This window comes from Psychrobacter sp. K31L (genome assembly GCF_017942195.1).
Lineage (GTDB): Bacteria > Pseudomonadota > Gammaproteobacteria > Pseudomonadales > Moraxellaceae > Psychrobacter > Psychrobacter glaciei.
Window position 1 is genome coordinate 281085 of the sequence record NZ_JAGKSC010000002.1, and the last position, 14850, is coordinate 295934.

General features: G+C 44.9%; 10 protein-coding genes. 1 reads left to right on the forward strand and 9 read right to left on the reverse strand.

The genetic code is table 11. The features are described 5' to 3' along the window. Positions 1-9: 9 nt before the first annotated feature. The 5 genes from J5X94_RS04325 to epmB all read right to left on the reverse strand — a co-directional run bounded on the left by J5X94_RS04325 (position 10) and on the right by epmB (position 7065). A complete protein-coding gene (locus tag J5X94_RS04325) occupies positions 10-1017 on the reverse strand; it encodes an AAA family ATPase (RefSeq protein WP_210540340.1) in 1008 nt (335 codons plus the stop codon). A 66-nt stretch (positions 1018-1083) separates the two neighbouring features. Next, positions 1084-1545, reverse strand: coding sequence for a c-type cytochrome (locus tag J5X94_RS04330; RefSeq protein ID WP_189579910.1), 462 nt, complete (start codon positions 1543-1545; stop codon positions 1084-1086). Between the two features lie 200 nt (positions 1546-1745). Further along, positions 1746-3839, reverse strand: coding sequence for an EAL domain-containing protein (locus J5X94_RS04335; protein ID WP_210540341.1), 2094 nt, complete (start codon positions 3837-3839; stop codon positions 1746-1748). A 364-nt stretch (positions 3840-4203) separates the two neighbouring features. After that, positions 4204-5904, reverse strand: coding sequence for a hypothetical protein (locus tag J5X94_RS04340; protein ID WP_210540342.1), 1701 nt, complete (start codon positions 5902-5904; stop codon positions 4204-4206). Between the two features lie 153 nt (positions 5905-6057). After that, the gene (epmB, locus tag J5X94_RS04345) at positions 6058-7065 is read right to left on the reverse strand and encodes an EF-P beta-lysylation protein EpmB (RefSeq protein ID WP_210540343.1); all 1008 of its coding nucleotides are present in this window, start codon (positions 7063-7065) and stop codon (positions 6058-6060) included. A 165-nt stretch (positions 7066-7230) separates the two neighbouring features. Here epmB and efp point away from each other — a divergent pair, with 165 nt between their 5' ends. Further along, complete coding sequence (efp, locus tag J5X94_RS04350) at positions 7231-7803, forward strand: elongation factor P (protein WP_189579898.1); 573 nt, start codon at positions 7231-7233, stop codon at positions 7801-7803. A gap of 384 nt (positions 7804-8187) precedes the next feature. Here efp and J5X94_RS04355 read toward each other — a convergent pair whose 3' ends face one another. The 4 genes from J5X94_RS04355 to gspD form a co-directional block, all read right to left on the reverse strand. Continuing rightward, complete coding sequence (locus J5X94_RS04355) at positions 8188-10005, reverse strand: GAF domain-containing hybrid sensor histidine kinase/response regulator (RefSeq protein ID WP_228293151.1); 1818 nt, start codon at positions 10003-10005, stop codon at positions 8188-8190. 21 nt (positions 10006-10026) lie between these two features. Next, on the reverse strand, positions 10027-10896 hold the full coding sequence (locus tag J5X94_RS04360) for a ThiF family adenylyltransferase (RefSeq protein WP_210540345.1): 870 nt from the start codon (positions 10894-10896) through the stop codon (positions 10027-10029). An 87-nt stretch (positions 10897-10983) separates the two neighbouring features. Continuing rightward, positions 10984-12009 carry a TatD family hydrolase gene (locus J5X94_RS04365; protein WP_210540346.1) on the reverse strand — a complete coding sequence of 342 codons (1026 nt, stop codon included), beginning with the start codon at positions 12007-12009 and terminating at the stop codon, positions 10984-10986. Between the two features lie 464 nt (positions 12010-12473). Beyond that, complete coding sequence (gene gspD / locus J5X94_RS04370) at positions 12474-14720, reverse strand: type II secretion system secretin GspD (RefSeq protein WP_210540347.1); 2247 nt, start codon at positions 14718-14720, stop codon at positions 12474-12476. Between the last annotated feature and the right edge of the window lie 130 nt (positions 14721-14850).

Sequence of the window (14850 nt, forward strand, 5' to 3'; positions counted from 1 at the left end):
ATCAAACGGTTAAATAATAACAGCCACGTCTGCCAAAATGCGTTGCGCGATGGTTTGTGTCGCCTGCCCTCCCGTCACGTACGCAGGCACAAACCGCTGACCGAGACGATGATCAGTGACCGCAGCGAACACCGCTTGAATATCTTCAGGTGTCATCTCCATATGCCCCGATACATAGGCATAAGCTTGTGCAGCACGCTGTAGTGACAGCACACCACGCGGTGATAAGCCATGATACTCTTGGCTTGCTCGTGTTTTTGCCACCAGCCTTTGTAGATAATCCAAAACCACATCCGCGACATGAACTTGCTTGACCCCTTGCTGGGCTACTAAAACAGCATCCGTATCTAGCACAGCATCCAACTCTTTTAATAGCTCGCGGCGATCCTGACCTTTTAAGAGCTCACGCTCTGCTGCAGGTGATGGGTAACCGAGCGACAAACATAGTAAGAATCGATCTAGCTGCGATTCAGGGAGTGGATAGACACCTGCTTGCTGCAAAGGATTTTGGGTTGCAATCACAAAAAACGGCTGCGGCAAAAAATAGGTTTTCCCATCTTGGGTGACTTGCCGCTCTTCCATCGCTTCTAATAATGCGCTTTGCGTCTTGGGGCTGGAGCGATTGATTTCATCTGCCAGTAACAGCTGAGTAAAGATAGGCCCAGAACGAAACTCAAATTGCTGTTTACTTTGGTCATAGATACTCATGCCTAAAATATCTGCTGGTAGCATGTCGTTAGTAAACTGCACGCGGCTAAAGCTCAAGCCCAATAACTGTGCCAATCCCTGCGCCAAGGTCGTCTTGCCCATACCCGGTATATCTTGCAGTAATAAATGACCACCTGCCAATATACCACTGAGCGCCAACTTAACGGCTTGAGGTTTGTCCAACACAATTTGGTTTAACTGTGCCATAAGCTGGGCGATTTTTTGATGATTATGGCGATAGTCGCTAGCACTAGGCGCAGATTGACTGAGTATCTCTGACTTTGACTGGCGTGTAGAGGAAAGGGACATGTTGATGGCTGTATGGGTCATAGTAATTATTGGCTCGTTTTTTGGATAATGAGTATAAATCAGGAATTACTTTGCCTCATCTTCCACTAGGGGCGCGGCGGCACGAAGCGTTGACAGATAAGCGATCACATCCGCACGCTCTTTAGCATCAGGCATAGGGTTTGATAGCATTTTTGAATCTAGCATGGCTTTTTCCGCATCCGCAATATAAGGATCGAGCGTTTTTGCATCCCATATCCAACCTGATTTTTTTAGCCCATCACTATAGGTGTAATCTTCTAGCTCTGCGGCGGGCGCACCATATATATTCATCAACTGCGGGCCTTTTTTATTGAGACCGGCATTGAGCTGATGACACTGACCACAAGCCTCTTTATAAATTAGGGCACCATTGACAGCGTTACCTCCAGTATATAGTGGCAGCGTGACAGGCGCGCGATGATCAGGTGGTATACTTTCCCCGCAGGCGGTGAGCAGTAGAACAGCGGTAAAAATACCGCTCAATGATGACTTACTGATAATAGACATTTTTGACAATCTTTAGTTGAGGAGCACCAGCTATATAAGACGATATCGATAATAATGCAAGGCAAAATCAGGCAAAATCGGTCGGCACGCATAGATAGCTGTTTAAAAATAGAGCGTTATTTATCGGCATCTAAACCAATAAATAACGCTTAAGAAACGTCTAGGGTTATACCTGTATGGTCACACAAGATTAGGTGCTCTTATGTACCACTAGCCACTTTTATTGTACTGCTTGGCTCTTCCAAATAATACCCTTGCAGATAGCGCGCACCTACACTCCAAGCGACAGACATGGTTGCCGCTTCTTCAATGTAAGGCATCAACACATCGATTTTAACCGCGTTGGTACGCACGATAAGAGACTTAACGGCTTCTAAATTATCCGCAGAATCGATATCTTGCACGTAACTACGAGCCAAACGTACGATATCTGGCTGGACAACGCTGGCAATCTCAACAGACTTAGTAGACGAGCCAAAGTTAGTAATACCAAGCTGACAGCCCACTTGGTCAAGTGCTTCAAATTGAGATTTGGCAACCGTTAAATGATCAGCGATATCTTGTTCATTAAATTGTAGTGTCAATGCTCCTGCAGCACCGCCAACGGCATTAATCAGCTGACTGGCAACGTTTGGCAGCTTTTTATCAACCAGCGAAGCACTGGTCAATTGTATCAATAATCGCGCTTCAGGATGGATCTTACGGACGTCATTTATCTTTTTACAGGCATTAATCAGTACCCAACGATCTATTTTTTCTAGCAATTGATGCGCTTTAGCAACCGCCATAAATTGTTGAGGCGTCAACACGGTATTGTCAGCATCTGCCAATGGCAGCCGCAGATAGACTTCAAAAAAGTCACTACGGTCATTATTGATGTCATATATCGCCTGAAACGATAGCTCAAAGCGGTTATTGGCAATGGCATCGACTAAAGACTCAGCGAGCGCATGGTCATCACTATTGGCATGCTCGCTTGGATCATATAAATGATAGGTGCCACCTTTATTGGAGGTCTCAGTCATAATCTGAGCAATGGCATCCATCGCTCGCTCTAATACAACCTTAGGCTCAGCGGTATTTCTTTCGATTTTGACAATACCAATACTAACGGTGGTGCTTGTCGTACGCTTATCGACTTCAATGAGCATCTCACTAATACGTGAGCCAATGTGCTCGGCGAGCTGTTTGAGCTCGGCGGCTGTCTGATTCTCTACTAGTATCGTAAATGCTGTATCGCTAAAGCGGCTTACATAACCCTCTGGCACCAGCTCGTCTAGGGTATAAGCTACCTGCTTGACCGTCGTATCGACACCCTGCAAACCCAAGCTACTTCTAATTTTACCAATGTTATCGAGCCGAACATACATTAGCCCTGCAGTCAGTACGCCATCGATTGCTTGCTGGTGTACCGTCATCAACTGCTCTTCAAAACCGTGGCGGTTGTTGATTCCTGTCAAGCTATCCTTACGCTCAGCTTCTGCCAAGCGCTTAGCAACCTCAGCACTATTACTATTGTTTTGTTGGATAATAATTTGAGTAACTGGCTCACTATCCAAGGTGGCTGCTGCCAGCTGTAGTTTTGCCTCAAAGGTACTGCCATCCTTACGTAGGCTTTCGAATTTGAACTCAACCTCTTCACGGCTACCCTTATCAAACTGTCGCAAAAACTGCTTAAAGGCTTTGACGTTGTCGCCACCTGCGATCAAATCAATAACGGGTACACCAATGATATCGTTCATTGATTCAAAACCAAATAGCTGAAGATAAGGGTCATTGGCAAAGATATGAATACCTTGGTCAAGATAGGCAACCGCACTTTTGGAGTTTTTGATTAAAATATTAGCGCGCTGCTCTGCCTCAGACAGTACATGATGCAGAGCTTTTAGCTGGCGGCGGCTACGCAAATTATCATGCTGTAAGCAAATAGCCATCACCACTGCTGTCTCTTGGTCTGCCCTAAGCGCCTTAACCATCGTGCCATTCATCACAGAAGGCAAACCGTCCTCATTATGAGCAGTCGGAGCTGTCTCTGCACTCATCAGACAGATCATCGGCAGATCAATACTCTGCTCTTGCACGATGCCCACCATGTCGGTAAAGCTCATATCATAGGCTTGGCCAAAAACTAAGACATCCCATGGCTGGCGGAGTGATTTGAGCAACTCTTCCTTGTCATCCAAAAAGCCTAGATTGATGCTGTCATAATAAGAATCTAGCAAATCCACCAGACGCTCAGCATAGAGCTGATCGGCATCGATAACTAGTAGATTTAAGACGGACTGAGTACGCATAGGAGGCCTTTTGAATCTTATGATCGTATTTATTTTTATCGCTTAATTTCGATACCTTGCTGCTTTTTCTAACATCAAAATAGCACAGCAAATAAGCAAGCACTACAAGTATTAGGCTCAGCGGGTATTGAAAATACTGGTTTATTGATGCGGTCTAGGATGACTGACTTGGTAGGTAGGTATTTCTAGACCATAAAAATGTAAGTCGCAGTCTCTCTCATTATAGACAATAATTTAACCGACTGCATATTAACTTAACTTGGACATGCTGAAGTATGGCAAATAGTAGACTTAGAGAGGCTGCCACCGCAGCCGATTTATATAGGATTGACTATATCACTATCCAAATAAATACTTGCGTAAACTACAGTTGTACCACTTCATACTGGCTAAACTCATCGGTCACCAATAAGGGATGTAATAAACGTAACAATTTCTGTTTATTATGCAAGCGCATGATCACTCTATCATTGGTCTGAAAATGAAAGGTCGGCACTATTAAGCTGCAAGTCGTCTGTAGCTGATCATCGCCAGCGACAATGAAGGCTGGCACAAAATGCTGACTGCGTGACTTCCTATCCTCTAGACGCAGCCCGCAAGTGATTAACTTGTGACCAAGGACTTGCCACTCTACCTCTGGATTATGAGTATCAAGATTGAGCCAGCGTACAACCCCAATCGACCAGTCAGCGGTCGTCGTCTCAGAACGGCACAATAAAGAAAGACTCATTATTTGTAATGGTGGCGGAGCGGTAATGGTAGGACGAACATCAACATCAACATCAACAGGATTTACCATCAGCTGCAACGTGCGAAAAGGCGAAAAGACATTTTTGCTGTCAAAGGTTTCAACGATTGATAAGTTACTGTTCACGGGTTTTTTTGGTACGGTATCATAGCGAGGTCGCTCCCCATCCGGCAGCTCTTTGGTGCCGATCAAGCTTATCAATCCTTGCGCATGACTAGCATGATAATGAATATCGTTAAATCCAAGCACCATTGTGGCATCTTGCTTAGCGCTATACTTATTCGGTACGGTTAATTGCGGCTGCATATAGCGATAGGTTATCGCCATTGCTATCTTATTCAGCAAACAGCACTCAACGCCTTCGCTACCCTCATTGATTAATGCTTGCTGGCGTGATTTTAGATGCTCTATCACTGATGCTAGCTCAATGAAGAGACAGTCGTACTGGCTCTCATAGGGATTGATGCTAGAGTGGGCGGTCAAATAAGTAGGTGGATTCTCACTATGCAAATTGACAAAGACGCGTGTCTCAGTTTGCGGCTCTATGGTCGCAACGATTGGTTCAGCCCACTCCGGTAATAAGCGATGGACCAGCAAGATATTAGAACGACGCAATCCGCGCACATTGAGCAAGCTGTGCAAACATATTTGACAATACAATCGATGTATACTGTCCGCGCGGTTGGTAACGACATAAACACTTAAGTCAAGCATTGCAGCATGGCGCTGACAGGCAAGATAATACAATCGATTGAGTGCAGCCCAGACATATGACGGTGGCTTTTGATAACAAATAGCCTCTTCCATCAATAGTTTTTGGTACGTTAACATCGTCTGGTAAATAACGATGGCTAACGTCATTGGCGCAGATTTTTCGCCCGTAAAACGGCGCTGCCAGCCGCTACTTGCCGGCGTTTTTTGATTGTCTAACAACGATATTTCGCGGCGTATCACACCGTCGCAGACCAGAATAACCAGATAATATAAAGATTTTACTTGAGCAACACAGTCCAACTGAGCATCACTCAGCGCTCCCGTCTCATGGACATAAGACTGACGTAAAGCAGCAATCAGCCGATCGGCAGCATCAAGGACGATGCGAATTAATTTGAAACGTTGCTGATCATCTACGTCAGCCACTCTCAACTCTGTGAGTACTTTTTCCAATTGCTCCGCTTGCTGCGCTTCTGTTTGCGATGGCAAAACTGCCACCCACTTGCGCAAATGCTGCTCTTGACCGTTGGTCGAGTGGCTAGAAGCAGGCAGTAACGGCTCTGTCGAAGCCAGATGCTCTTGAAAATCCGATAAAGTTATCATTACTATCCTTAGTCATTACGCAGTGATAGCTGCACAAACTATTAGCAAGCGGGTAAGCGTTAGCTATCGATAGAAGGTCGTAATAACAGCTGCTTATGCACTTATTGGTCATTATTTGTCCATAAATAATATTGCCTCGTCATCATGCAACTTTTAAGCCCCATTGTAAATGTCAATCGGCACCTTAAACGGTCTATCTGGCAGCTCCCTGACCAGCTTAGGTACCAGATAACCGGGTAATGCTGCCAATAGTGACCAATAAAGCGCGACTGCAGACCGCTCGTCGCTATCGAAATGTGCAGCTCCTGCCACTTTATCCAACACGTGCAGATAATAAGGCAATACGCCAGCGGCAAATAAGCGTTGGCTTAAAGCGATTTGAGCAGCAACGCTGTCATTAATGCCTTTTAAAAGTACGGCCTGATTTAATAAAGTTATGCCAGCTGCTCGCGCCCGCTGCAAATACTCTGCTGTGAGCACATCAATCTCATTAGCATGATTACAATGAATGACCATGACGATATGACAGCGACTTTGTGCTAGCCTCTCTAATAATGGCGCATCCAAACGTGCTGGAATCACTATTGGCAAACGAGTATGTAGCCGAATGGTGGTCAGTTGTGGGATGGCTTCCAAGGTATCTAACCAAGCAAATAACCGCCTATTGGTCACGTTTAAAGGGTCGCCGCCACTCAAGATCACCTCATTGATCTCAGGATGCGCAGTAATATAGTCGATGATGCTTTGTTTGGCATCGGCAGTGGGCATATTGGCACTGTAATCAAAATGCTGACGGAAGCAGTAACGACAGTGAATCGCACAAGCACCTGTAATCGTTAACAGCACTCTTGATTTATATTTATGCAATAAGCCTTTGGTCGGGTTATGGTCGTTTTCGGCCAAAGGATCTGCCACGTAGCCAGTCACTGTGGCTTGCTCTTGTTGGTCAGGTAGCACTTGCTTTAATAAAGGATCATGGCTATCGCCAACGGTCATTTTTGCGACAAAAGCACGCGGCACTCTTAGCTCAAAATGCTCAGGCACATAAACGTCAGCACGCAAGGATTCCAGTTTTAGGATACTAAGCAGCTCATCAATGCTGGTAATGCCTTCGGATAATTGCGTTTGCCAGTTTTTTTGTGTGATTAAATGGTTTATCATGACAACCTAGTACCTGTGCCTAAAAGGCGTCATTATACGCCCTTAGTGAGTACCCTATCAAAGCATACCAGTCATCCATGAATAGTTGGCGTGACGACAGCGCTTAGCACAGTTATCTCCACACCCAAATACTGATCATATATTCGCAACCTTTAGGAGTTTCTTGTGGCAAGTTTTTCTACTAATGAATTTAAAGCCGGTCTAAAAGTCATGCTCGATGGCAATCCTTGTGCCATTCTTGAAAATGAGTTTGTCAAACCTGGTAAAGGTCAAGCCTTTAACCGTGTCAAGTTGCGCAATCTTCGTAGTGGTAAAGTATTGGAGCAAACTTTCAAGTCAGGTGATAGCTTAGAGGCGGCTGATGTCATGGACACTGAAATGAACTATCTATACAACGATGGCGAGTTTTGGCATTTCATGCATCCTGAAAGCTTTGAGCAAATCCAAGCTGACAAAACAGCAATGGGCGACTCAGTACAATGGCTAAAAGAAAACAGCAATGCCGTATGTACCATCACTCTATTTAATGGAAGTCCATTGTCGATCACGCCACCCAACTTCGTTGAGTTACAAATCACGGAGACAGATCCTGGCGTACGTGGTGATACTTCAGGTGGTGGCGGCAAACCTGCTAAGTTAGAGACAGGCGCGGTTGTGCGTGTACCATTGTTTGTTCAGCAAGGTGAAGTCGTCCGTGTCGATACCCGTACTGGTGACTACCAAACTCGCGTTAACTAATCGCTCGACTTGATTTAGGGGGTGTCCTCATTTCAAAAATGGCGATAAAAATGAGATAAATTGCCATCAAACGAGGAAAATAGCGCAGATAATATCGAGATATTGATAAACTATTTGACGATGTTTGGCAAAATTTAGCCATTTTTAGCGCATTTAGAGAATGCTCGATTGAATTGAGGACACGCCCTAGTAACGCATAAAAAAAGCTTAACCATTATTAAATGGTTAAGCTTTTTTATTACTTGTCAGAAAGTCATCGAAAAAACATCATAAACAAGCACTAAAACGGTTTTAACAATCAGCACAATAAATATCAGCACAATAAAGAATGCATTTGTGCGATTTAGTAGATCTATCTTGGCAAATTAAGTCTGCCTTACTCTCTTAATCAGCTGACGATTGCTTATGCATCAGCCAATATTGTACCAAGGCGTTTAGCTGCTCTTGTTTAAAGGGCTTGGTGCAATAATCCTGCATGCCCACATTGAGATATTTTTCGCGCTCGCCATCCATTGCATTAGCGGTCAAAGCGATAATCGGTGGCAGCACTTGAGGATCATAAAGTTCGTGTAACTTAATGGTTGCCTGTACGCCATCCATAATCGGCATATGATGATCCATCAAAATGAGGTCATAACGCTCAGGGTACAACGCAAAAGTCTCAATCGCTTGCTGCCCATCGGTGACATGCGTAACCGTATGACCACTATTATTCAGGGCTTTTTTGGCTATCGTCGCGTTGACACTGTCATCTTCAACTAACAATATATGACCAGAACGCTCCTGAGTGGGCACTATCATAGTAAAGTCGTTTGAATCTTGCCAGCTCTCGTACTGCTCCTCACCGATAGTAGGTAGCGGTAATAATACCGTGAAGGTAGTCCCAACCCCGACCACACTATCTACATTAATGCACCCACCCATTAGATCCACCAGAGATTTACACACAGACAGTCCAAGACCTGTACCACCATACAGACGATGGGTCGATTTATCGGCTTGATTGTAAGCATCAAATATCGCGTCAACTGATTCAGGCTTGATACCGACGCCTGTATCGGTGACCTGAATATATAAGGTCATGTTTTCTTGGGTATTGCTCTCTTCAATGATACTGTCACCACTAATGGTCTCATCAGTCAAAACATCATCAGATTCATCATTTCTAGACTTGTCATTTTTAGACTTGTCATTGATATAGCAACAATTGGGCACGTGCTTAACATCGATACTCACTCGCCCACCTTCACGGGTGAATTTGATGGCATTATTGACAAGGTTGACCATGATTTGTTTGAGACGTACCGGATCCCCTTGCACATAAGGTGATAGCGATTCCATATAATGGTAGTCTAAAATCAAGCCGCGCTGTCGAGCTTTGATAGCAAAGAGACTGACCACTTCATTACATAAGGTGGACAAGTTCATCGGGATGGCATCAATGGTCATTTTGCCAGACTCAACTTTCGATAAATCCAAAATACCATTGATAATCGCTAGCAAATGCTCATTTGAGACTTTTATATTGTCCACATACTCTTGTTGTTCTTGGCTGAGCTTAGTCTCGCTAAGCATCTCTACCATGCCGATAATGCCATTCATCGGTGTCCGTATTTCATGGCTCATGTTGGCCAAAAAGTCCGATTTCATCTCATTGGCATGCTTGGCGACACGTTGTTTATCTTGTAGTTGTAAAGCATCGGCAGCCATCATCGCAAACTGGGCCAATAATTTTTCTTGCTTGGCATCAAAGCCATGATAAGGCTCTGTATCCATCAGACAAAAAGAGCCTAGACGATACGTCTTATTGTCTTCATGCATGATAATGGGAGCACCCGCATAAAATCGTAAATGCGTAGACTCCGTCACCAATGGGTTTTGATCAAAGCGACTGTCTTTTGACAAATCTGCGACCACAAACACCCCATCCGACAGCAAGGTATAGTTACAGATAGCCACTTCACGCGCCGTCGTACATATATCAACAAGCCCATGCACAGATTTTAGATACTGAGTCTCCTCATCCATAAAGGTAATAGTGACAACTGGCATGTCAAAAAACAACTTAGCAAGTTCAGTCAGACGAGAAAAAGCAGGCTCATCATTATGGTTGAGCACCTGATATTTTTTGAGCTTGCTAATACGATCTACTTCATCTGCGGCGACTGGGTAGCTGCGCTTAGGTGAGTTGGGTATCCTCAAGGTGGACTCCATTCATTAGACTCAGACGTTCGTCTGCTTTATCAATAATTGTAACGCTTCACTCACCATCAGCATTGCCACGACCGATGTCACCACTACTGCTGAACCATAACCGCCGCAATGTAAACCGCCCGTTTGACAGATTTTATCGACGCGTGGTGGTTCTGTAGAATAGACGCATTTGATGCCGAACTTTTCTTTTAGAGCGCTATTAATGCCTTTTTCGTGACGTAATTTATTGCGAAGCTTGGCCAGTAGTGGATCTTGATAGCTATCGCGCAAATCACTTACCGTAATTTTACTAGGGTCTATCTTACCACCCGCACCGCCTGCACAGACCAATTTTAATTTATTGAAACGACAATGTAGGGCGATAGCAAGTTTGGCCTGCATATCATCGACACAATCTAGAATGACAATAGGATGACCTTGAGCAATGGCAGCCTTTGCTTCTTCACGGCTCGGCAGGAGTGCGGCAACATTATCGACTGTCAGGAAATCATCAATTAAGTTGACGATGACCTTGGGATTAATCTCACCAAGGCGTTGCCCCATCGCCGCAATTTTGCTTTGCCCAAAGGTACTGTCTAACGCTGGCAATTGCCGATTGACATTAGAAGCCACCAATACATCCAAATCAATCAGAGTAATAGTGCCAACTGCGGTACGAGCCAAGGCCTCTGCTGCCCAAGAACCAACGCCCCCGACGCCAATCACATACACATGTGCTGCCGCAAAAGTATCAACGGCTGAGCGACCATAGAGGGTTTGCGTTCCTTGGAAACGCCGCTCATATTGCTCACTTGCGCTATCACTGTCGTCATGAGCGACAGAATGCTCAACGGTATTAGGCTCTACAAACGACTGGTCAAATAATTGTGCTTCACTCATAACAGATTAAACGCTCTTTTTAAAGGTGGTAACTCAAGTTGCTTTTATTTTATTCTCTATCACGTTACTTTTTACTGTTAGTAGCCATTACGCTTTTGACGGTATAGGATACTGCCAGTCAGTACGTAGGGCATCGCAACTATTTTGCCATAGTTGCTCGGCAAGGCGATGTGACGGTACATTGAGTAACTCACTCAGACTCAGCAGCACCCATGGCAAATTGGCGGGAACGTTTATATTATGAGCAGAAGTATCATCCCCTTCATTGGCTGAATTTTGCCCAAGCGCTGACTGGCTATTGTTTGAATGCTGACACATAATGGGTGTCATATCCGGACAGTCAGTTTCAATCACCAAGCACTCAAGACCATAACTATCAACGGCTGCTTGAATCGCGCGACGCAGTTTTTTAGCATTTGGATTGGTGACTTGTCCAGTAACGCCGAGCTTAAATCCTAGTTTTACAAAAGCCTTTGCCTCTTGCTCACCACCACTAAAACTATGCGCGACCCCGCCCAAATTATGCGCATTATAATCATGTGCTTTCAATATGGCTAACGCTTCAGCATGAGCTTTTCGAATATGCAGCATCACCGGCAGCTGATGGGTCACTGCCATATCCAATTGTGCCTTAAAAAAATACTCTTGCTTGGCTAGAACATCAGGCTGTTTCATCTCATCTGTAAAAGTATCTAAGCCAATCTCACCGATTGCTAATGGGCGCTCGTCAGCGAGCATCTTTGCCATACTATCCAGATGTGCTTCTGTATGCTGCTTGATATAAAAAGGATGCAAACCCAGCGCAATATGAGCATCTAGAGACGAGTTATGCTGGTTAGCAACCTTAATTATCGATGATTGCACTATAGTTGCTTGCGCTGTAATCGATTGAAAATCTTCATTAATTAGGCGTTTAGTCTCATACAGACGATCGAAATGCTCATATAAATAACCCACCAACATAAGGTGGCGCATTCCTTGCTCACACGCTTTTTCTACCTGTACCGCTCTATCATTATCAAATACTGGTGCGTCAAAATGTGTATGCGTGTCAATCAGTGGCAAAGCAGACGATGAATGCGGCGCGATATAGGGTGAGTCAAGAGCAGTCATTAACAGGTTCCAAACTTAATCGTTGTTAGGGCATGTCCTCAATCTGAACGAAAGTGCCTAAATAGGCAAAATCACCATGAGAAAAGTCCACACTTAGCATCTGAATGATCATAATGCGTTTTGTTTTTTAATCTCGCTTTGTGGGTGACTGTCTGATTGTCGACTGTTACCTGTTTGGTGGCTGCTACGACGCGGTATTAGTAATAAAGCCGTACCAACTGCGCTTAACATAAGCCATTTTTTTTTGCTAATACGATGTGCCATTACCTCCACCCCTTTACAGCTTGTTTGTTTTTTAGAGTGCACTAAAACATTATCTTATCAATATTCGGTATATCTAAATTACTTAGTATACTGGGATATAGTAATGGCTGTGTTTATCTGTGTTATGAATACGCAAGCTTATGTACGGTGTCATATTTTCAATAAAACCGCACGAGACTATAGCCTGATTGAGCTTGCGTTTAACGCTTGAGAGGGTAAGTCGTGATACCACTACTTGGACTATCTACTTTAGTAAAACCTTGTGACGTAGCTTTTGGTGCTTGATTGCGCCTCGGTACGAGCGGATTGAGTGGCATCAATTCGTAATCTGCATCGACATTGCCATCCCAGCCTTCTGTCCCACTTAGGGGCAATTGCTTAATCGTCCCGTTTTTGTCAATGACCAGCTGTAGGACACGCATTTGGTTAAACTTGCGTTCAGTCACACTCGCCACTGCACCGCCATCGCGTAAAATGGTTGGTTGTAAAAATATGATCAAGTTGCTCTTTTGCGTGTTGTCATTGTCAGAACGGAACAATCGACCGATAAAAGGCACATTACCCAAACCAGGCACTTTTTGTTGGCGCGTCGTGGTGTTATCGCGCATCAAACCGCCTAGAGCGATGGTCTGTTGATCGTCGGCTAGAATAGTCGTGTTGATGAGGCTCTTATTGGTAATCAAACCACTGGCATTACCCGTACTACCTGGCACGACTGACGATACTTCTTGCGATACCTCCAAGCGTACTGTGCCATTATCACCAATATGCGGAATGACATTGAGATTAATACCAATATCTTGGCGATCAATCGTTTGAAATGGATTGTTTGAATTGTTGCCACTGGTGGTAAAAGAGCCAGTCACAAAAGGCACGTTTTGACCAACCAAAATACTCGCCTTCTCATTGTCCAATGTCAAAATTGACGGCATAGACAGTAGATTGGCACTAGTAGAAGAATCCAGTGCTTGTAAGATGGCACCATAAAACTCAGTATTACCCTGACTGTCTTTTCGACTGTCTCCAATCCCTATCAAAGCACCAGCGATAGAGCTGGCAGCAGCGCTGATACCTGCCGTACCAGTACCTGCTAAGGCGGCAGCCGCAAGGGTTGTCGCACTAGCACCAACATTGTTGAAGTTTACTACCCCATAACCACTGTTGGCATTACCCAGCGCCCACTGCACACCCAGTTGGGTCGCATCATCGCCCGATACTTCGACAATAGCGGCTTGAATCAATACTTGTGCGCGGCGACTGTCTAATTGGCTGACCGCGTCTTCAATCTCAAACATCAGCTCGGGTGCGGCATTGACGATCACAGCATTTTGCGTTTCATCAGCGATGATACTGAACGGCCGACCGCCCACCCCCGTACTCGTTCCACTTGCGCTGCTAGCAGGCACTACTGCTGTACTGCTATTACCAATGCTATCACTGGCTGCACCATTAATCGATGCACCTGTCGTACTTGCATCATTTAGCGAGGCAGCCTCTAATGTCGAGGTCGCGCCAGCGCTATTGATAGATTGATTGGCTAGCAAGCCACGTAGCATATCTGCAATATGACCAGCACTGGCATACTTCAATCGAAAAACCCGCAAACCACTCAGGCGTCTTGTAGGTGTGGTATCCAGCTGATTGACCATTTCTTGGACTTTGGCGATCATCTCAGGGCTGCCTTTGACCAGCAGCCTATCACTGGACGTATCGGCAATGACTTTCAGCTGATTATTGCCCCCTTGTGCTTGCCCACTACCGGCACTTGCCACCAAAGCACTGATCAACTCCATCATGCGCTCTGCATCGACATGTCGTAGCGGTATCACTTGCAAACTGTCATTAACGTTGCTGTCTAAGTCACGGATGAGCGCAGTTAATTGATTCAAGCTATCAGCGCGATCTGACAATACCAACGCATTAACACCAGGCACAGCAGCAGCATGGGCAGATTGTGGCATGAGTGGTCGTATGACTCCCAACACCTCTGCCGCTTGAGTATTGGTTAAATAAATGACCCGAGTTGCCAGTGCTTCACCGACACTATCACCGCGCAAATCGACGGCCACACCAGACTGCTTGGCGACATTATCCGGCACCAGTTTAACAGTTGTACCTGAGTCAATCGCGGCAATACCATTGACTTGCATCACACTCAAAAACAGCTGATAAATCTCATCGCGAGACAAAGCCTTATTGGAGATGACCGTCACATTGCCATTGATACGTGGATCAAGAACAAAGTTTTGATCGGTAATGGTCGCCACTTCATTAATAAAGGCTTTAATATCAGCATCTTGCAAGTTGACTTTCCAACTCTCGGCACTAACAAGACCTGTACTGGCCGCCCATAGCGGTATGGCTAGGCAAAGAGGACGGCATAGGCGCATCAAGCGCTGTAAGGTATGGTGCAAAGGCGTGACTGAAAATTTATGAGAACGTACCATATTGATAATTACCTACAGTGATGTCGCTTAGTATGTACTGAATATTGTCAGCTGGCGTGTTGCTACCATAGCCCCAACCAGATGGTCATTATTTACTTAAAACGGCCTAATAAGAAAGAGCTTACTAAAA